Origin of the sequence: Gardnerella sp. DNF00109 (assembly GCF_049262845.1) — a bacterium.
In the GTDB taxonomy this organism is placed as follows: domain Bacteria; phylum Actinomycetota; class Actinomycetes; order Actinomycetales; family Bifidobacteriaceae; genus Bifidobacterium; species Bifidobacterium vaginale.
Genome location: NZ_CP058406.1, coordinates 1,323,481 through 1,345,843 on the forward strand (window position 1 = coordinate 1,323,481; position 22,363 = coordinate 1,345,843).

The following is a 22,363-nucleotide window of genomic DNA, read 5'->3' on the forward strand; positions in this document are numbered from 1 at the left end:
GTATGAAGCAAGGTTTAAAAAAGATCGCAATGGAAGCGAACAAAAATTGCGATTCTCGCACAAAATCTTGTTTAAATAGCAGAGTCTACTATTTTAATCATTAGAAAGAGGAGAGGTTAGTTATGAACGCTAAGCTTGCCGTAGCAATATCTTTAGGCGCAAGTTCTCTTGCATTATTCGGCATGGCAGGTGTTGCCAACGCTGAAACAGTTACTCCACCAAATTCTGATACCAATACGCCACCTGTTGTACAGGCTCCACAAAGTGGTAACGCAAATCCTAGTGGCAATTCAGGTAATGAAAATCCTCAACCTGGAAGCACAAATCCTGGAAACACAAATCAAGGTGGTGCTTCTGGGCAGAATCAACCTGGCAGCACTCCTGCAGGCCAGCAAGTCGGTGGAAATAGCGAGGGAACGAAGCCAGAAGAAAAGAAAAATGAAGCTGCAGAACAAGCTATAAAGGATGCAAAGTCCAAGAGTGAAGACGCTCAAAAAGATGTAGCTACAGCAGACAATGAAGTTAAGCAAGCAAACGAAAAGGCAACTGAAGCCAAGAACACTGCCGAAGAAGCTCAGAATGGTTTAAATGCTGCTAACAAGTCAAAAGATAAAGCAGATAAAGAAAAGACTGAGGCTGACAACAATTTAACAGCAGCTAACAATGAAGTTAACGCCAAAGAGAAAGTAGCTGAAGAAGCTGCAGGCGATGTAGCTGCAAAAGAAAAGACTTTAAAAGACGAGCAAGCTAAGCAGACTGCAGCTGAAGAAGCAAAGAAGAAAGCCGAGAACGAACAGGCTGCGGCTGAAGAAGAAAAGAAAACCGCTGAAAATAATGTTACTGATAAAAACACAGCTTTAGAAAAAGCAAAAGGAACTTTAGAAGCTAAGCAAGACGAGAAAAACGATTACGACAAAAAATTAAAGGAATCACAAGAAAAGTTAGAAAACGAAAAGAAGGAACAAGCTCGTTTAGATGATATAGCTGATAGAGCCAAAACAAAACAAGAACAAGCAGATCTCGCTGTTGAAAATAACAAAAAAGAGCAGCAAGAAAAGCAAAATAAGATTGATGCTCTAAATAATCCGACTACTACCACTAACGAAGAGGTAGAAAGACTTAAGCGTGAAGCATCTGAAGCTGAACAAAAAGCTAAAGATGCTAAGGCAGATGAGGATAAGAAAGATAAAGAAGCTAAAAATAAGCAAAACGATTTAGATAACGCTGGAAAGAATCTCAACTCAGCAGAAGACGCGCTTGAAAAGAACCCAGACGCTAAGAAGTTGAGCGATGCAGAAAAAGCTGTGAAAGACGCTAAGAATGCTGCAGATGAAGCTGCTAAAAATGCTTCTACAACTACAGCAAACTTTGATGGATTCTTGGATTATGTGATTAAAACTTATAAAAATTCTACTAGCAAAGAAGATAAAGCTCTTCTTGCAGACGCTCAGCGCGCTAAGCAGATTTTGAACGGTGAAAGAGTTGAAATCATGAAGCAAGTCCAGAACGGAGACAAAACAGAAAACGTTCTAGACCGCGTTGAAGTACCTATGTGGTATAAGGATCTTGTAAAACTCGGTAAAGTTGGCGGCGCGGATTCATTGCAAAACATGAAGGAAGCTGCAACTTACTACGAGGCACTCAACAAGTTACGCAAAGAAGATAGCGATAAAAACAGCGCAAGTACTGAAGACAAAGCAACTTTGGGCGCTGTTAACGTGCGTCTTAGCTTGATTGCAGAGTCAATTGTAAACTCATTCTATTCTGGTGCAAATCATAATCATGCAATAAACCACCCTGGTTATAAGAGTAGCGAAGTGATGAAAACTAACCCGTACAATGCTACAGAAAATCTTGCGTGGGGCAATTACGACGGAGACTCTAAGGATCATAAGAATCAGGAGTATGGAAGTTGCCATATAACAGCAAATGGCAATACGTCTTGCTCTGTAGATGCTGAAAAATATAACGCTCTTAGCGGCTGGTATACGGTTGAAAAAGAGCGTTACGACAAGGCTGTTGAAGGAACGTTTGTAACTGGCGAAAAAGGTAGTGAAGTAACTCATAAGATTTCTGATGCTGGTAAAAAGGTTCTTAAAGAACATCGTTATGATTTGGGTCGATACATGCGGCAGAATCCAGATACTAAGTTGTTTGAGTCTGCTGATGATAATAGTAAACTCAAGGGCATTTTCTTGGAATCTGTGGGTCATTACACGAATTTTGCTAGCAAAGATATTACTGCTGGCGGATTCGCTGAAAGCGACTTAAGCTTGCAAGAAGTTATAACAACAACCACAGTAAACGGAAAGTCTACCACTAGCAAAGAAGATGTTGTAGGAGATGTAGCTGTATGGCACGGAAGCAACGAATCTTCGATTACTATTGCTAAGTATAAGCAACTTCTTGCTAATTACGAGAGTAGCCTTGATGAAAGCGCTAAGGCAGAGTTGCAAGAGAATGACGCTATAAACAAGCTTAATGCTGAAGCGAATAAAGCAAACTACGATTTGTTTGTTAAAAAGTATGAGCTTCGTAAATTGCATTATGACTTGAACATGAGCGATGCTAACAACTTAGACGCTGCAGATGCCGCTAAACCTGAAGTTGGTTTGCAAGATCAGGAAATTATTGCTCTTGAAAATGATGTTAAAGAAGTTCAAAAGAATATTGACAACATTAGTTCAGAAAAGCAAAAAGCAGCAAACTTTATAAAAGAATATGAAGATCATTTGAATGACATACCTAGTCATTGGCAAAATCCAACTGAAGCAAAAAATGTATATGACAATAACAAACAATATTTGGTGTATGCAGAACAAACTATTGCCAAATTAAATTCTGATTTATCTTCTAAGAAGAGCACATTAGACACCGCTAAATCTGCCATAAATACTGCAAACGCTACACGCACTACTATTGAGAATCTTAAGAAGGCTGTTACAAATGCAAATACTGCGTTTGAACAGGCTAAAACTGATGTTCAAGAAGCAAATAAAGCTTTAACACAAGCTCAAGAAACAGCTAATAGGTTAAATACTGAAGCTACAAGTGCGCAGCAGAAGTATGAAGAAGCTGAGCAGAAGGCTCAGGCTGCAGCTCAGCAGACTAGTGAAGAGCGCAATAAGCAGATTCAAAATCTTCAAGGTGAGCTCGATCAGCTGAAAGAAAAAGCCAAAACTCTGGAGCAGACTGCTAAACAAGCTAAGACAGCTGCTGATGCAGCAAAAAATGATGCTCAACTTCAAAAGAATAAGATTGATGGAGAGTTAACTCAGGCTGTTACACAAGCTAAGCAGAAGGTTGATCAAGCACAGCAGGCTGTTCAAGATGCAATCAAAGCTAAAGATAGTGCTGTTGAAGCTCTTGAGGCAGCAAATAAGAAGGTTACTGCGTTAACTGAAAAGATATCTGGATTTGCTGCAGCAATACAAAAGCACGACAATGAGATTAAAGCTGCTAAAACAAAGGTAGCAACTGCTCAGAGCGATCTTAAAACAGCAAAACAAAAGCAAACTAGCGCTGAAACTGAGTTTAAGAATGCAAAACAAACAGCAAAAGAAAAAGCTGAAGCTGTTAAGACTGCTGAACAAAATGTAGAAAAAGCAATTGCTGCTATTAGTGCTGCTAAAGAATCTGTTAAGCAAGCTAAGATTACGGTTGCTTCTGCTCAATCTGCTCTTGCAGCTGCTAAAACTAAGGTTACACAAGCTAAAACAAAGGTTGAGTCTTATAAGACTAAATTTGCAGCAGCCGTAGCTGCTCTTCCTGAACAAGTTCGAGTGACATATCAGGCGAATTTTGCTGCTGTAACTGGTAACTTTACAACAATGCTAGCAACCCTTAACTCTTGCTCTACTACTTTGAGTTCTGCTACTAGCACGTTGCAAAAATCAGCAGAAAGCCTGTCCAAGGCTGTTCCAGAACCAGCTCCAGAACCACCTGCTCCTGTGCCACCAGCTCCTGTGCCAGTACCAACACCACCTACACCACCAGTAGTACCTGCACCACCAGTGGTACCGGAACATCATAATGAAGGTGGTTCTAATACCAACACTGGCAGTGGAACACAAGAGCAAAACACTGAATCAGGCAATGCTAATCAAAATACTGGTTCAACTAGTGCAACGCAAAATAACACTAGCAGCAGTACGAGCAACAACACGAGTTCTAGCGAATCCTTCGAAAACTACTACAACCAGTATCTTGCAGGATACGCAAACAACTTGTTCGGAAATGAGCAACTCGGATTCCACGCTGCTATTCCAGCTGCACAATCGCAAAGCGCAAACGATGCTAACGGTGCTAACGGTGCAAATGCTCAAAATGCTAATGGCGTTGCAGCGAATAATGTTGCAGGCGCAGCACACGCTAACACTCTTAGCGCAAGCAGCGCTAACCGCATAGCAGCTGCTCTTGCATCTGGCGCTAAAGCTGCAGCTAAAGATCTTGCTAAAGCACAAGATGCTGCTAAGGATTCTGCTGCTAATAGCGAGTCCAATAATGATAATGCAAAGGATTCTGCAAAGAGTAAGTCTAAGAGCGAATCCAATAAGGATTCCAAGAGTGAATCTAGTGAATCCAAGGATGAGTCTAAGAACACTCAAGCTTCTGGCGGCGCACAAGACGGCGCGCAAAGCGCATACAACAACACTACACTTAAGGTTGTTGCAGCTCTAGCGGCTGTTGTTGCAGGGATCGCAGCAATCGGAGGCGGCACTTACTTCGCTCGCCATCGTCGTGCATAATCAAAACTAAAAAACAAAAATAAAACCGCGGTTAACTGGTCTTATAATTGACTAGTCTTCCGCGGTTTTTGTATCTGTCATATACAAAAATCGGCTCGTATCGCTCGAACATTCTCCTTATCTGTTGTTGAAGCGAGGGCTGGGTGATTCTTGTCTCACAACGCTCTGCCTCTTACGTGTAGTTTGTTGTTGCGGTTGTTCCGTTTTGTCTTTGATTTTGTTTTTGGGTTGAGGTTTGTTTGTAGTGGTGGCTCATTGGATTGTTTGGTATCGGCTGCCGCTCTTATATTGTTCGACCAAGAATCACCCAGCCCTCTTACATGCTAGGACTTTTGCGTATCTCGAATCTCCACCACACTTGACTCAGTCATGTAGTGCGATTGTACCTAATTTACGGCGTGTCGAACAACAAAACCCGTCACATCGTTCACACGGATTAGCCGCGCGAACGTCTTCGCTCGCGTTGAAAGCACACCGTGCTTTCAACCTTAAGCAAGCTCAGCGCTCCGAATTGCCTTCGCGCGCTACGCTTTGAGAGCTCAGGCAGGTCGTCGCGCCTGCGAGGAGAGAAATACTCAAACCTCGCGCAACAACAAATAGGAAATGTCGCGCGCTACGCTTTAAGCGCTTATGTAGGTCGTCGCGCGACGACCTACATAAGTAGCAACTAAACGCTAGTCGCGATTAGCGTGCATTGCGCGCATGCGACGAGTTACAAACGCTCCTCCAATTGCAGCAATCATAGTTGCCATCAATCCAGCAGTAGCAACGTCTGCGCCCGCAGCAACGCCTGCATTCCCGCGAGAACGCATGCCCTTTATAACGCGGCTGCGAACAGCTGCACGCACTTTTGCAGCATTGTCTTGAGCATCCGCAAGTGCTTTACGAGCATCCGCAAGCTTAACAGCAGCAGCGTCAACTTGCGCTTGCGTTGCATGCGGATCTGCAGCAACGCGCTTAGCTTGTGCCAAAGCTTCGTCTAGTGTAGCAGCAGCCTGCTTAACGGCAGCATCCGCTTGCTTTACTTCTGGAGCGTTTTCTACAGCGTTATTTACAGCCTTGTTGTCAACACCTGCATTGGCTGCGCCCGCAGTGCCAGTGCCCATTCCTGAGCCTGAAGATGTACCTGCAACACCCTGGGCGCCTGTAGCTGAGCCAGCGTTTGCGTTACCAGCATTACCAGAACCAGGATTGCCAGGCTTAGAATCAGTTTCAGCACTATCAATCTGAATGTTCAACTCGCCCTTATCTACAATGGTAGGCGCATTATCGTTCACACCATAACCTGCTTCAGAACCAGAACCAGCATTACCAGAACCAGCACCAGGATTTGGAAGTGGGGTTGGAGTTGGCTTCAAATCATTCTCAGCCTTCTTCAAATCCTCAGCAGCCTGATTCACCTGATCCTGAGTAGCATTAGGATTATTGTTAACCTCGTTAGCATGATCCAAAGCGTGATCATAAGCCTGCTTCTTATCCGAAGGAGCATTCGTATAATCATCAGACTTCTTCACATCACCGCTACCATTAATACCCTGCTGCAAGTGAGACTTATCAACAGAAGGCGTTGGGGTTGGCTCGACTGGTTTCTTACCATCAAGAGCCTCTTCAGCTGCCTTAAGCTTTGCAAGAGCCGCATCAACAAGCTTCTGCTTTTCAGCTTGAGTCTTAGTTGTTACATCTTCCTCGCCTTGAGCAGCCTTCTTCGTACCAGTTAGCTTATCGATAAGATCCTTAGCATCCTTAAGAGCCTGATCAAACGCATCCGTCTTAGACTTATCAGCATACTTATACTTATCTAAGTCTTTAACGGTGTTATCCTTACCAATCTCATTCTGCAACGCGGTTGTGTCAACGCCATCAAGCGCCTTACGCGCATTTTCAAGCTTCTGAAGTGCGTCGTCAACAGCCTTCTGAGCTTCTGCTTCCTGCTCTGGAGTTCGTGGAGTAGAGTCTGGCTTCGCTTGATCTGCGTTATCTTTTTTAGCTTTATTCAATGCTGCTTCAGCGTCAGAGAGTGCCTTGTCAAAGGCCTCTTTCTTCTCCTTAGAAGCGGTCGTGTACAGAGAATCGCCTGGCGTCTTAGGATCAGCTTTATCATTTGGCTGCAAGTTCTTATCGGACTCAATCTCTTTGTTTAGAGCTTCGGTGTTAACGCCAGCACCCTTAACTGTGTTGTCAAGATCCTGCATGGTCTTAAGAAGATCCTTATACAGCTCATTAACCTGATCAGCATTCTTGGCGTCGCCCTTGGCTTTGTCGAGAACGGCACCAGCTGCGGTAGCGGCCGTATTGAACGCATCCTTCTTGGTCTGATCAGAAGATCCAGTGAACTTTTCGCCCTTAGCGAACTTATCAGCGATCTCTTTCAGCTTCTCAAGACGACCCATGGCAGTATCGGTGTTAGTGGCATTTACGAGTGCATCGTCAATGTCGTCAACACCAGTGTCATTGCCATCATCATCCTTGTGATTACCAGCATCAGTGCCATTGATGATTGCCTTAAAAGCATCCTTTTGAGCCTTGTTTAAATGCTTAAATTCATCAATCTTCTTTAGAGCATCCGCAATCTTCTTGGCTTTCAAAGCACGATTAGCAATACCCGTTGGGTCGCCAAGCTTCTTTGCATTATTGATGTCTTCAATAGCCTTCTGCTTGTCAGCATCTGGAAGATTGCTATCGTTAATACGCTTCTTCTGAGCTTCCTTTTCTTGGTTGAGAGCGTCAGCGTTATCGTTGGTGTTACCAGTCTTATCGCGCTCAGGCGTATTATTCTTGATATCTTCCTTAGCAGCATTAAGCGAAGTATCTACACCATTAACAGCAGTCTTGATGTCAGAAGGCTTTGTTGCGCTATTAACTTTGCCTTTAGCTGTATTTATTTCGTTAACAGCAGCCTCATACTTAGCTTTAGCTTTTTCTTTCTGCTCATCATTCAATGCATTATATGCTGCATCAAGCTCTGCTTTCTTAGCTTCAAGCTTGGCAAGGCCAGCATTCTTGGCATTCTGCTCGTTAATTGCGTTCTGGCGCTTGGCTGCATCAAGAGCAGTCTTAATCTCTTTTGCAGTAGCTGCAGGATCCTTCTTTGCAAGAGCGGTTTCCAAAGCAGTGAGTGCTGCATCCTTCTTGCTTGGATCAGAACCGATTAACTCCTTAAGAGCCTTATCGTCGTTACTATCAGACTTGCCGTGGCTTAAGAATGGAAGCGCACCTTCCTTCAAAGCACCTCGAGCGTCGTTAATCGCCTTGGCCTTTTCGAGAATATTCTTAACTTCCTCAGGAGTTTGAGCATTATCAATTTCACCTGATAGCTTATTCTTATCGCCAGAATCACCATCAGTCAGATTGGTCAGGTTCTTGAGAGCTTCCTTGGCATCTGTTTTATCCTTTTGAAGCTGTTGTTTGTTATGCTCCTCCTCTTCTTTTTGCTTCTTGTCTTCGGCTTCTTTCTTTGCGTTGCCGCCACCCTTGTTGTCGGTTATAGTTTGCTTCTTTGACGGATCGTTTTGGTTATCTTTGCCCTGCTGAGCCGCTTTATTGAGAATTTCTTTGATCGCATCAGGAGTTTGAGCTTGCTCAATCTGCTTCTTATATTCTTCTTTTTGCTCTTTTGTCAGATTAGGATTACGGTCGATTTGCTTCTCAGCGTCCTTCTTCATTTGCGCAAGTGCATCAGGACTTGGCGCAGGGGTTCCCGCCTTCTTCTTGTATTTTACAGAAACGGTAAACAGCTGATTATTATTTTTGTCTTTGAAAATAAGCGTCTTAAAATCACTGTTTGCGTATGTAATCGATGAAATACCTGTTGCGTTAGTATCGGATGCAGGTTCCATTAAGACGGTATCTGTTTTTGGCTTGAGACTCGTAGGAACAGTATACGGCGCCTTATCTCCTGTTAGTGAACCCGTGCCATCGTAATTGGCTTTCAAGAATGCTTCCGCAGCTTTCTTAAAATCATCTTCAGACAGATTTTCTGGGTCGGTAACTTCAATCTCAGGAATTGGATTGTACTTGCGCTCCGCCTTCTTTGCATCGGTAAGCTTGCGGATAAGGTCGCGAAGATCCTTTTCACTCATACCGTCAATCTTGTCATTATTCAGCTGATCAGGATCGGAAATACCAGCGCGCTTCAAATCGTCGTTGGTAAGCTTGTCAGTATTCCTGCGTTTATCTAACAGATCTTTTGCTTGCTTCTTTAGATTGTCAATCGTATTATCCTGCTGTTGTGCACCACCTCTTTTGGTATATAATTCATCTGGCTTGATGGTAATCAAATCCATTATTGTACCAGGATCCCAATCTGGGTCATCGTCATCCAACCAAGGATGACCACTAACCTTAATGCCATTATCAAGACCTAAACTAATAGTTAGCATTGGTCCGGCATTGTTGTTAGTACCACCATAGGGACCCATATTTTTTGTATTAGCTTTTGGTTTCCAATTTGCACCGACAGCAACATCACTCGTAACATTTTGCAAATCAGAATCAGATACATTATCGTAATTGTCTTTTACAAATTGCTTTAAAGCCTTTACAGCTTCTTGAGCAGTTGGTGTATCACCTTCAGTCTCCGTCTTTGTAACCTTATACGTAAAGGTATTTTTCGGATTATCATTATCAGTTTCCGTCTTGGTTTCCGTAGAAGGCGTCTGAGGAGTTTGCGTACCAGGATCTTTCTTAAAGAATACGCTCATTGGGTAGGTAGCATCTTTGTACTTATCAGCCTTAAACGTAATGTAACCCTTACCATCTTTCACGCTATACGAAACATCGGTAATAGTTACATCTGAATTATCTTTAGCGTCCTTACCCTTAACCTTCTTTAAAGCATTTTTATTTGCATCAAGAGCTTGGCTGTAAGTTGTTAAATCTGTTTCCTTCATATTGAATGGATCAAATTTAACTCTTGTTTGCGTCGTAGGTGCTTCAACAATGAACTCTTTTTCGGCAGCAGGAGTTGGAGTTGGCGGCTGAGGATTTGGAGTTGGAGTCTTTGGCTTCTGCTTAAGGAATTGCCACGCGGCGATAGTGGTGGTTGAACCATCTGCCCATTTGATTGTTGCGTCGCCCGTCTTAGAATCAACCGTAACAGGAGCTTTATTGCTATTCTTAGTTTTAGCCTCATCGTATGGCGTAATACCAGTGTTGGCTGTATCAAAAGCAGATACTATATTGCTTACTTCAGTATCAGAAAGCTTTGTAAGATTCTCAACCTCAATCGCATCAGGCACAACGTACGGCGCCCAATCTGAGATCTTTGGCCCTTGGAATACCAAATCTTCAGCAGGAATAGTAAGTTTTGAATCGTCCTCGTACGTAACTTCTACGGAACCATCTTCATTAACTTTGAAGTCATACTGATTATTGGTTTGCTTCACATGCTTCAAGAACTCGTTTGGAGATGAACCACCATTAGCATCAATAATCGCTTGACGAATTTTAGTTTTTTCATCAGAAGTAAGATTCTTCAAATTCACTACAGGCGTGCGCTCAGGCATGACTGGCTTGTACTTATCTTTATCAGTCTCGTCTTTAGAAACAAGCAAGCTAGCTGGCATAGTGCGAGTCGTCTTATCTTTAAAGGTGATAGTTGCAGAGCCGTCCTTATTTATAACAATGCCGTCTTGACCGTCTTTAACTAATTCATCAAACAGAGTTTGAGTACCAGCCTTGCCGCGATTAGCGTCTTCTACGGCTGTTTTAACCTTACCCTTTTCCTTATTGCTAAGCGCATCAAGCTTCTTAACCTTCGTAACCTCTGGATAGTTAAGCTTCAAATGGTCCGCAATCTTTGGCGTATTGTGCTTTTGACCAACAGCATAGTGCCAGTTACCAGCAAAACGATACACGCCAGCAGCAAAACGAAGCGGATTCTCATCGCGCTTCTGCCAAGCATCATCCGTCATCTCGCCAACATAAGTCATATCGTAGAATCGCTGCCCTGCAGACTCCCAGTCTACAAAAATGCCTTGCAAGCCAGCGGTTTGATCTTTGTAATCACCCCACTGATCCTCCGTATTTCCAGCGTTATCGTAACTTCCGCCATTAAGACCAAGCAGCTGCTTCCACCCCTTACTTGCAAGCACATTTTGCTCATCAAAGTAGAAGTTGGAGATGCTTTTCCACTGCTTTGGAGTAGGATATGTTTTCTTAGACACAACGCCGTAGCCGTTTGTATCTGTAAACGTAAACTGCGAAGAGCCAGTTGGCACAAACGGCTGATTTCCGCGCTGATTTGTTAGTTTTTCAACGCGCGTATACGTAATATTTTGAACGTTCTTCAAGCCTTTTGGAACGCCATACCACCACATTGGGCGGAATCGCCAATCGTCAGCTGCGCCGTCTTTTTTGGCACAATTAGAAAGATAATGAACGCGAACAAACTTTCCAAGCGGGTCTTTACCTTCATCCTTGCCCGCCTGAGCATGCTCAAGAGTATCGTAATAATCCACTTCTATGTGGAAACGAGCTTCTGTATAACTTGCGTCTGTTTTATAACCGTAATAAATGTTGTTGCCAGTGCCGTCTACATAACCGTCAGCATAGGCAGGTGAGGAAACGAATACCCCCCCCCCCAAGCACCATTGCGCCAGTCAACATTGCAGCGCAAACGCTCTTTGAAAGAACTGGCTGAGAATCAGCCCCAACACCAGAATTAACGCCAGAATAGTGCTTAACTACACGAATCTTCTTAGACATACTCTTACTCCATTATCTTTTTCTTTGGATTAATGCGCCAACCCGACCGCAAAATCCACATAACTATGCAAGGCATATTTTACTAATTGTTTTATACAATTTAAGATTAATTCATATGATGAATTTTATGCGATTAACGCGCGCAACACACAAAAATCTCGGTGATGAAAATCACGCAATTGTTCTAGCATGTAAGAGGGCTGGGTGATTCTTGGTCGAACAATATAAGAGCGGCAGCCGATACCAAATAATCCAAATGATCAACCACTACAAACAAACATCAACCAAAAAACAAAATCAAAGCCAAAACGGAACAACCGCAACACAAGATAACACGTAAGAGGCAGAGCGTTGTGCGAATCGACGACTTCGAGCTGCATAATGCGCGAGAAGTCACTTCGATTCGCTGAGCTTGCTCAAAGTTGAAAGCACAGTGTGCTTTCAACGCAAGCGAAGGCGCGAGCGCGCTTAGACCGCGCGAACGTAGAAACACACAGCCCTCGCGCAACAGTAAACAGAGAATGTCGTTCGCGCAGATTAGCTGCGCTCACGTCTTCGTCGCGTGTAAAGTCCAGTGGACTTTACACTTAAGCGGCTCAGCGCTATATTCCTCACGGCTATTAGTAGCCGTTCGGCTGATTTGGCACATAAAGTCCACTGGACTTTATTCTTGAGCCAAATCACGCTTTGAAGGAGCTTGAAATGCGTTATGCAATTTCAAGCTCAGTCAAAGCGCTTGGTGCGGTTTACAAACGGCTCGCCCGAATATATGTACAAGTCCTCAACGAGGTCTTTTACGCGGTTCGCATACTTCTCATGATCCTTTTTAGCCCACGTAGCATCTCGCCTAAGCCCATGATAATCGTAGAAACTAACATCGCAAGCCGTATCTGTGTGCAAAAAGTAGCGATTCACTCCGCGGCTGCGCAAATGTTGCATTGTGCGCTTCCACAATCCGCCGCCGACTCCGTGCCCGCGAGCGTCTGGAGAAACAATAAAAAGCTCCAACTCTGCTTGCGTTAAGTCGTTAATATGGCTCATCGCCTCTAACTTGCGCTCAATCTGTCCCATGCCAATCGCAGAATCCAACGCTTTTGCGTGCAAAGAATCGCCTTTGCTAGACATCTTTGCTTCTTGCTCTTCTAGCATCTTCTGAACTTGCTTAAACAGCACTTTATCTCCGTAAACACGCGCAAGAAGCAGCCCCATAAATTTGCCGTTTATCGTTGCAACAGTTCCAAACGTGGATGGCTCTAAATAGTGCAGCACGAATCGCCTAGAAAGATTGCGCGAAGCGTCTGCTCCAACAGCATTCGCAATACCCCATGTGCGCTCGTATTCTTCTACGATTGCGTCAATGTCGTTAATTTTAACTGGACGAAACTCAACCGTCATTTTGTCCTTCTTTTACTTTTACTAACTTTACTTTTACTAACTTAAATCGGCTTATATTCTACTTTTAGATTATCAAAAAAGTTGATTTTAAAAAGACGCTTCACTCAAAATTTCGTCGCGCGTTTTACACAATGCGTGAATCTCGCGATTTTCCGCACGCGCCTCGCTAACGTAGTAAAGAGTGGCGTCAATGCATCTTAAATCAACGTTTGTTGCGCGCGCTAGCAGCATCCTATACCAGTCGAGCTGCTCTAGTTTTAGGCGAATATCTTCCGCGCTTTTTGGCCGCTTTCCCGTCTTCCAGTCAACGATTGTGTAGAGTTTTGTAGTATCGCTAGCGTCTAGTCCTCCTGCAAAAACAGCGTCCAAAGTACCGTTGATGATTCTATCTGCAAACGCAGAATCGTCGATTTGCATTAGAATCGGCATTTCTGCAGCTAGCGGCACTCGTTTTGCCCAACGCGATTCTATAAGCCGTTGCTTCCATTGATTTAATGCGCAGCTTTGCGAATCTGAATCTTTGCGACTTTGATTAAAATCGTCTATAACTTTCTGTCTGTTTTCAGGCGTTTTTTCTAACGATATTCCATGTTTTACAATGTTTTTCCACTCGTAGCATGCGCAAGATTCGCTCGGTGTTGCTGAGTCTACAAACTGTTGCGCCCAAGCGTGGAATTTTGTGCCTAGGTTTGCATCTATTGAAGGAATGGACGGGATTGGTCTAATGCAAGCCAATAGATTGTTGTAAACGCTTGTTTTTGCATTTTGTGCGATTTTGCTTATTTTTTGCAACGATGTTACGTTTAGTCTTGATTCGCTAGATATTTTATTCACTTTTTCGGCTAATTCTTCTAGCGAATAGTCGCAGTCATTTTGTGATGTTAAGTCCGCGTCTTGTATGAAGATTTTTGCCTTGTAGAGCAACGATTTAGGGTTTGTGTTGATGGATGAATCGTATACGGATTCTAAATCAGAATCGCAGTTTTCCACGAGTTTTGCTGATTCTATTAAGGATTTTTCTATAGTACTGCTCAATGTGCAAGGCCATTTAAGTGTTGGCTCTAAACTTGATGAGTCAGACTGAGGCGCGATTTTGCTAAACTCTGCAGCAAATTCCTGAGCATCGTCTCCAGCTATAAAACCGAAAACATCCTGATTTGAAACATCCTGATTTAAGCCATTTTGACTTAAATCATATTCTTTTGATTCTTTAGATTCTGTTTTATTTTCCTCATCTGAATCACAGCGTTGGACTTCGATAGCTCCATTGAGATTTTTAATAGCATTTATTGATTCGTTAAGAAACACTGACGCACTGCGCTTTCTGCCACTTTGAGCGCTATCTCCAGATGTAGCTGATCCTGTTAAAAGAGCAGCGAACTTTGCGCGCGTAAGAGCAACATACATAAGGTGACGCTCATCCATGTGAAGCTGAATTCCGCGCTCCTCACTTTGCGTAAATGGCATAGAATCAACGTTTTGCTGGGATTTATACGCGTTATACACGCGGCGCGTTTCTTCGCTCAAAAAATCGCCAGAATCCGAAGAATCGCAAGAATCTACTTCTTTAACTGCCTCCGCAAAATCGCACAAAGCTTTGATTCTATCTGGCTTAATCTCGTCAAAAATCTTTTGCACACTATCTAAACTTTGCATTGCTTTTTCTGGGTGCATTGCCTCCGCGCGCGTGACTGTATGCGGAAAATGCGGCAAAATGTTGGCATCCACGCGCAACGCAGAAGGCACGCTTGCACCAAACTCAATCGGTATGCGAGCGCTTGCCTGCCCATTATCATCAACTTTTAGCGAATCTCCTTGATTACTTGGAAAAGCGCCCTCATTTAGCCCAACTACAGCAACAGCAGGCCATTGCAATCCTTTGGATTGGTGAACTGTCATTAGCACGACTTGCGCTGGTTCTGTTTGAGACGAAGATGAAACAGAGGATCCTGACTGAGAATCAAGATTTTTTGCTGAGTCAATCCAGCTTATTAGTCCGCGCAAACTTACGTCCTGCCACTCGCCCATTTCCTGAATATATGTTTCTACAATTGCATTTAGCGAATCTAACACACTACGCATGTCGTCCAGCATGATTTGGTTGCTAAAATCCTTGTATTTTAAGGCAGACCCCACTGCTGTATCTATGTCTACATTAAGAGCTTGAACAGCGGCTTGCATTACGTTTGTTAGCGAGTTTCTTTGTATGCCTTCTACATTATGTAGGATTTTACTAAGTCTTTTTACTGCATCAAACCCTCTAATGCTAAGTTTTTGCTGCATTTGATTAACCCACTGGTCGTTTTTCGTGGAAAAATCACGCATTATTAGGTCTGCTAAATAAACTCCGCCATAAATATTTATGACTTGCCCAGATATTTCCCCACTATTCGCCTTGTTTCTAAGATTGCGAACGGCAGAATCCCACTGACTTTTAGGAAGATCTGCTTCTAATAATCCTGCCGACGAGTAAATGTTGTAAAGATATTCCGTGTTTGCGCTATTTGCGATTGCAGCTAATGCCCCCAAATCGTCGGCAGATAGCGCAAAACGCGGTGTAGCTAGAAGTCGCATAAGTGAGTTTGAGTCGCTGTGATCTTGCACTACTTTTAGGAGGCTTAATACATCTTTAACTGCTGGCTTTTCGATTAACGATGAGTATCCTACTATGCTTGTTCTTATACCTGCTGATTCTAATTTTTCAGCATATTTTGGCATATTTGCTTTACTTCTAAATAGTATTGCCAATTGTGGTTCGCGCGATACTTGAGATACTTGAGATCCTTGACTTTCCTGCTTTTCCTGCTTTTCTATAATTTTTTGCGCAAATCGCACTACTGCGTCGATTTCTTCTGCCTGAGATGGCATAAATAGCGCTGCAATCGTGCCATTTTGCGCATCCTCTTTTGGCTTTAAGGTTTCTACTTGCACTTCGCGATCGTCAATGCTGCTAAATCTACGACTTGCGTTTTGCGTTGAATTATCGCCATTTTCTCCGCGCATCGGCTCAGTTAGTGCGTTTGCAACTTTTAGTATAAAAAGCGAGTTTCTGCGTGTAACAGTTAGCGAATATTTGTTTTGTTTATTTATATTAAAGTCTTGTTCAAACTTGCAAAAAGCTCCAGTTGAAGCGCCTCTAAACGAGTAGATTGCTTGGAATGGGTCTCCTACTGCCATAACGTGTGTACGCTTTGACGCCGCAAAATCGCCATCATTATCGCCATCATTCTCCGCATCATTCTCCGCATGAAACAGCGTGTTTATAAGCATTGCTTGCGTTGTAGAAGTATCTTGGTATTCGTCTAAAAGAACTTGCGAATATTGATTCCTGTATTGCGCACAAATCGAAGGAAAATGTGTAACCAAATAGTAGGCTGCGATTGTAAAATCGCTAAATTGTGCCATGTTTACGCGCTTTTTTTCAGCGTCAAATTGCAAAACAAGATCTAACAGTATGTCTCTTTTTACACATGAGTTGTATAGATTCACGCAGAGTTGCAAGCATGAATCATCCCAATATTTTTCGTATTTTTTACACGCTTGTTTAAATTTTTCTGAAGATGTTTTTGTAACGTCTTCCGCACTCATTCCAGCAGTTTTTTTGACTTTTTTGTATTTTGGTATTGCTGGTGATTTAGCAGGTAATGGCGATTCGACTTTCTTGTTTCCTATGACATTTTTTAAGTGTTCTGCAAATTCGTTATTCCACTCTCGTATTTTTTGTACTGCTTGAGGCACACTGGAACAAGTGTTTCCTTGCGCGTCTACACCTATCATTGAGCATGATATTTCAGCACAGAGTTTCATAACATCTGAACATAACGTGTCAAAATCATATAATTTGTTTAAATTTTTATTGTGATTTTGTGGATTATCTAAATATTTTCCGATTATACTTTTTATAATTTCCATGGCACCAGCATCACTTAATGGCATGGTGTTTTGGTTGAATCCAACTAATAATCCGTATCTTCTTACGATTGACTGAAAGAATGCATCATATGTCATCACTTCTGGCTTTAAGAATGATTTTGCTCCGCTTGCACTCACCTCTGCGGAAACGCGACTTAGCAATTCTGCTGCTGCTTTGTTTGTAAAAGTTAGTCCGAGTATTGATTCAGGCGCTACGGAGCTTTGAATAAGTTGTATTACGCGACGGGTCATGGTGTATGTTTTTCCACTTCCTGCGCCTGCAACTATTAACACGTCTTGGTTTGTTGGAGCGTTTATTACGCGATCTTGTTCTACGCTAGGTTTTGATTTTACGGTTGTAACATTTGCATTATTCATTTTTACCTTCAATCATTTCGTAAACCGTGTCTACTTTTCCAGCGCAACCAGGACATACATCTAAACATCTGCAATGATTTTTATGGTCTGCTTTTGGCTCAACAACAAAACTGGTTGACTTAACAGCAGAAGCAGCAAAGAATACTCGAGATATCATCATAAGAGACCATTTTGTTCTCATAGGCAGGTTTACAAAATCCGACCACGCATTCTGGCTCACACCGTCCGCAGGATTTTGCGCATCAATATCTGGAAGCTCGTAAAGACGATTATCATCCGCATACCTGTATCGACTTATCAGTCCTTTAGTGCTCAACGCGCCATCAGCACCAAACAAAGACGGCTGACAAATGTTTTCTGCAACACCATTATCTTGCGCAGGAGAATCTTTGTATACAACGTGAAACAGCGCACTTCGCGCGATTTTTGTATGCTTAAACTTAAGCAATTGTTTAACGTCTTCAACATTTTCGTTACAAAACACAATCCCAAGCTGATAGCAGATAAGTTGTAAATCGTTAAACACCTGCTGCGTTTTAGGAACTTTTCCTGTTTTATAGTCGATTAAGCGAATTTGTTCCGTATTGTCATTTAACTTTCTAATTTCCATGCGGTCAATTCGACCTTGAATCCTCACTCGCAAATCGCTAGACGCGCCATTTTGCCATCCGCCTACTAAGAATCCCATTATTGAATAAAGATCTTCCAAGCTTGTTTGCGTCTTAGACGCACGATTATAGGCGTTTAAAATATCGTCGAATCCAAAAGTGGCATTTATATTACACTCACAATAGACATGTTCAAGATTCCCCAAATCGACGTCTGCAATTGTAGGTTTTGCAGACTTCGACTTTTCTAACGCTGGTAAAATATCAGTAACCACACCGTCTTCATCTTTTTTCGCCATAATCGGGTAGTTTGATCCAGTTAAAGAACCTACAAAATATTGAGCAATCGTATAAAGCGCTCGTCGAACATTTAAATCATTTTTTATAAAACGATATCGGTCTTTTACGTCTGAAATATTGGAATCGCTTGGGCAAATCGAATAATAATGCTCAATCATAGTGTTTGCAACATCTTCAATAGCCTTTTTTTGTAAAGCGCTTATAGATTCAAACGAAAAATCAAAGTCAGGCAATTCGCTAACTTTGTCATTTTTAATCGCAGCAAACGCTTGCAATTGTGGATATTTTTCGCGTAAATACTCGTTGTCTAAATGCTCATCTTGACTTGCCCATCTAGCAGTTTCATGAATAAGCGTGCCGAATTGTGCTGCCGTTCCTCCACGTGTAGGACCTGCAAATTTTCGCTCTAAAAGACAACAGACTGGACATGACCAAAGACTATCCACCATTGATGGAGATAGTGTGATTAAGTTTGATTTTGATTCGGTTTCAATAGATTTCTCTTCGGTCTTAGAACCGTAATTTTTACGAATAAAATCCCAATTTTCTGGATTTGCCGAATCCACTCCATTATTTTTCAAAAGATTCAACGCTGTTAAAGCATCTTTAACAGTAGGATTTCCGTCTAAGTTGTGACTATTTTCTGATTCATATATTGCACGCGCTACTTGTGTTCGCGCCGAGGCAACAAGCCCTCTAGGATCCGCATCCATTACAGCAAAATCTTCACAGAAATCAGTGTATTCACTACTTCCATCCGCATTACGCCAATATATTTCTGGCAAATAGTAGTAGAGAAAATCAGAAGGAACACAATCATCACTATTAACCGCGCTTATAAATAGATGACGGTTGGCGCGCGTAATCGCCATTAAAAAGCTTCGCTGCTCTCCAGTAAAAATCGCTTGTCTATCGTTTACGCAAATTCCAGTAGGATTAGCGTATTCATCTAATAATGATGATTTTTTAGAATTATTAGATTTAAGGTTTACTGAGCCGAAAATCCTATTATTTAACACCATGTTTACTAGAGTTTCTGACCCAAACATTGTGCTTCGAGCCGCAGTATTTGGCCAAACTCGCTGCTGTACGGCTGGAATCCACACATAATCCCAGCGAGAACCAACCGAGCCAGACGGAGTTGTGAGCGTTACAGAATCAGGAGCAGGAGCAACACTGGCAAGAGAATCAGCTTCAATTTCCATTTGACGAACTTGATCAATAAACTGTGTGATTGTTGGTGCCGCTGCAGAATAGTCGCCAGCAACCGACGACTCGTAATAATCCGCACGCGAATCTATGTAATTAAACGAATTAGCATACTCAAATAATCGCATAGCAGCATCTAGTCTATCGTTTGCAAGACGACCTTCATCGTTGTTTTTAAGCGCTTGAATCTGCCACTTTTTAGCGCAATTACAAAGATTCCACGCCTGCCCAAGTATGTAACTAGCCTCGTTTGTTTCACTATTTTGAATTTTTGCTAAATCTTGTTTTAAAATCTTAGACAGTTTAGACGTGATTTTAAAAACGCGCATTAAAGTACGAAGATGAACACTGTTTGGGCGCATTTTTTGCAAAACAGAAAAAATTTCTGTAGTTTGATCAGATTGAGTTTGGTTAGCTGGTGACTTATCAGCTGGTGACTTATCCAATAAATCAGAATCGCAGGAATCAACACTAAAATCATCACAATCCATTGATTTATCAATAGCACAACTATCAATAAGCGCTTTAATTATCAGAAGGTAGCAGGAATCAACACTAAATCGCGTGGAATTAGGGTTTGGATTTGAATCAAAAATACGATTGTCGAAGCTAAAATTAGCATCCAAACCATCATTCTTATAATCAGTCTTATTTAAAAGCTGATTTTGCAGTAAATCCCACTGTCTTATAAGAACGCTAAGAGGGGAATTTTCCTTAGATTTAACCATGTCACTAAGAGAGACAATGGAACGCATAAGCGCTTCTACAGCACTTAAATCAGCACAATTGTAATTATCTGAATCTATCAGAGGACTATCCATTATGGTTTTTATGCGACTTTTCACAAAACGCGCAATCGAAGAAATAGTGCGAGTTCCTAAAGATACGTCTTTAGCTAAATTATCCACGCTATTTTGGCTAAATTGCGCCAATTCAATAAGCGCAAACAGTGCTTTTATAAACGGCTCTTCCCTGAGAGCGCGAGTAACGGACGAGTATCGCACAGGAACACCATCTTTGCGAAGTCGCTCGCCGAAAGCACGAACAGTAGCATTATCGTGAGCAATCACAGCCATATTTTTCCACGGGATTTTGTGATCTAAGTGAGCGCGTTTTATTTGCCAAATAACACAATCCATTTCTTCGCGCGCAGTACGATACAAGTCGCCAGAAACCGAAGAATTTTCTGTTTCTTGCGAATTTGATTCGATTTTTTCTATAGGAAAAGCGCCTTTAACATTTGTCATCTTCCAAGCCCTTCGGGCGATAGGCATTGGCGTTGGCATAAGCGAAGGGATTGAAAGCGAAACCCTGGACGAAAAAAGACTCAGTGGAATTGAGCGACTATTTTGTTTTAGCAAATCTGAAGTATTTGAAGAATCTACATAGTCATTGGGATCATTGGGATCATTGTAAGACTCAGCTACACCGTCAATCCTGTAGTCACAAATTTTAAGTACCGCTGCTTGCATAATACCATGCTGAGCAGCTTCAACCACATAATCTGGGTATGATCCACGGAAGGATTGCACAGATTCGTCTGGGTTTGCCGTTAAAACAATACGAACGCCCAAACTAGATAGAGACTCAAGAAATGCAAGTCCAGCAAGTGTTACATCATGAAAATCATCTACTACCAAAAGACGTGGAAGTGAACATTTAAGCGCAAATAATTCTTTAGAAAAATCCTTTGAAGAGTCAGCTGAATAGTCGCAAGCAACCGACGATTCTTCTGTATTATCATCATATAAACTCTTAAAAATCTCATTCAAAATTTGAACACCGTTAGCCAAAAGTTTAGAAGAATCTAATCTAAAAGCATTTGGATATTTTTTCCGCACACAATCCGCATACTGACTACGAAGTGCAAAAGCCAAATTCCATTGCACACGCAAACGATTAGCAATGCTAGAAGATTGCAAATCCGCCTGCAAAGTTGCAAGCAAATCGGAACTAGAGCCGGATTGCAAATGCGACTGAAAATTAAGGCTATTTAATATTTGCAACTCTGCAGATTCGCTTACAATTCCCATTTCGTCTAACCGAGCGAGCATATCGCGAAGTTGATGAATGAAAGCACTATTTATTGGCAAATCCTGAGTATTTTGAGCATTATAAGCATTATAAGCATTATGCGCATTATGTGCATTCCGATAATCTGTAGAGTCGAACGAATCCATAAGATTATCACTGTTTTGCAACTGCGATATTACGTAAATCCAAGAATCATGTGATTTATAATCACCATCTTGCAAAGATTTAGAATACTCTCCAGAAAAATAATCGTTAAAAAGCGAGCAGATTTTGCAATCACCGCTATCGCCTTGCAAAACATGATTAACATGCATTCGCACTATTTCGCGAAGAATCGCATCTTGTTCAGCGCCGTTAAGCAATTTAGGAGATGGTATTCCAAAAAGCTTATTTCGTGCGGAAATCAGGCTGAATGCAAAAGCGGAAAGAGTGCCAACTGGACGAGACTGGTATGAAACACCAAGATTGCTTATTACGTAGTTAGACATGCGTGCGGCAGTTGCACGATTCTGAGCTGCGGCGATAGCAAAATCAGTGCGAATCGCATATTTGAGTAAAAGCTGTACGGCTTCATCGTATTTAGAGTCCTGCGTATTCTTCCAATTAGCTCGCAAACCGCATAGAAGAGCGTTTAGAGCGAAACTTGACTTTCCAGAATTTGGAGCGCCAAACACCAACAAAACATTGGTGTGACGTTCGCTGGTGTTTTTAAGACTGCCATCAAGCAACGATTGAACAGCATCTAGCGCAGAATCTTCCGTACACATAAACACAATTCTATCAACTGGCTTGCGTTTGTATGTAACCTCGTAGTGCGATTGTACCAAAAAATGCCCAAATTAGATACAATCGCACTACAGCTTTATGTAGTGTGATTGTATAGAGACACGCCGTAAATCAGGTACAAACGCACTACATGGCAGGTCATGTCGTTCGCACGGATTAGCCGTGCGAACGACTTCGCCGCCGTAGAAGCACACCGTGCTTCTACGCTAAGCGGCTCAGCGAGTCGAGGTGATTTCTCGCGCATTATGCAGCTCGAAATCGTCGACTCGCACGCGGTCTAAGCGCGCG

General features: G+C 42.3%; 6 protein-coding genes. 1 reads left to right on the forward strand and 5 read right to left on the reverse strand.

Going from position 1 to position 22,363, the window contains the following annotated elements:
• Nucleotides 1-122: 122 nt before the first annotated feature.
• Nucleotides 123-4,748, forward strand: coding sequence for a hypothetical protein (locus HXT20_RS05285; protein WP_422114296.1), 4,626 nt, complete (start codon nt 123-125; stop codon nt 4,746-4,748).
• A 674-nt stretch (nt 4,749-5,422) separates the two neighbouring features.
• Here the strand turns inward: HXT20_RS05285 and HXT20_RS05290 are convergent.
• The 5 genes from HXT20_RS05290 to HXT20_RS05310 form a co-directional block, all read right to left on the reverse strand.
• Nucleotides 5,423-11,332 carry a GA module gene (locus tag HXT20_RS05290; protein WP_422114297.1) on the reverse strand — a complete coding sequence of 1,970 codons (5,910 nt, stop codon included), beginning with the start codon at nt 11,330-11,332 and terminating at the stop codon, nt 5,423-5,425.
• Nucleotides 11,292-11,453, reverse strand: coding sequence for a hypothetical protein (locus HXT20_RS05295; protein WP_004114498.1), 162 nt, complete (start codon nt 11,451-11,453; stop codon nt 11,292-11,294). Before HXT20_RS05295 ends, HXT20_RS05290 begins: the two co-directional genes overlap by 41 nt.
• A gap of 723 nt (nt 11,454-12,176) precedes the next feature.
• The gene (locus HXT20_RS05300; protein ID WP_004138751.1) at nt 12,177-12,848 is read right to left on the reverse strand and encodes a GNAT family N-acetyltransferase; all 672 of its coding nucleotides are present in this window, start codon (nt 12,846-12,848) and stop codon (nt 12,177-12,179) included.
• Nucleotides 12,849-12,935: 87 nt separating this feature from the next.
• Nucleotides 12,936-17,138, reverse strand: a complete 4,203-nt coding sequence (locus HXT20_RS05305; protein WP_422114298.1) for a UvrD-helicase domain-containing protein — start codon at nt 17,136-17,138, stop codon at nt 12,936-12,938.
• Nucleotides 17,131-22,056, reverse strand: a complete 4,926-nt coding sequence (locus tag HXT20_RS05310) for a PD-(D/E)XK nuclease family protein (protein ID WP_422114299.1) — start codon at nt 22,054-22,056, stop codon at nt 17,131-17,133. Before HXT20_RS05310 ends, HXT20_RS05305 begins: the two co-directional genes overlap by 8 nt.
• Between the last annotated feature and the right edge of the window lie 307 nt (nt 22,057-22,363).

Bases quoted from the DNA above. Each gene is read 5' to 3' on its own strand.
- HXT20_RS05285 (WP_422114296.1), top strand. From the start codon at position 123: ATGAACGCTAAGCTTGCCGTAGCAATATCTTTAGGCGCAAGTTCTCTT.
- HXT20_RS05295 (WP_004114498.1), bottom strand. From the start codon at position 11,453: ATGTCTAAGAAGATTCGTGTAGTTAAGCACTATTCTGGCGTTAATTCT.
- HXT20_RS05300 (WP_004138751.1), bottom strand. From the start codon at position 12,848: ATGACGGTTGAGTTTCGTCCAGTTAAAATTAACGACATTGACGCAATC.
- HXT20_RS05305 (WP_422114298.1), bottom strand. From the start codon at position 17,138: ATGAATAATGCAAATGTTACAACCGTAAAATCAAAACCTAGCGTAGAA.
- HXT20_RS05310 (WP_422114299.1), bottom strand. From the start codon at position 22,056: ATGTGTACGGAAGATTCTGCGCTAGATGCTGTTCAATCGTTGCTTGAT.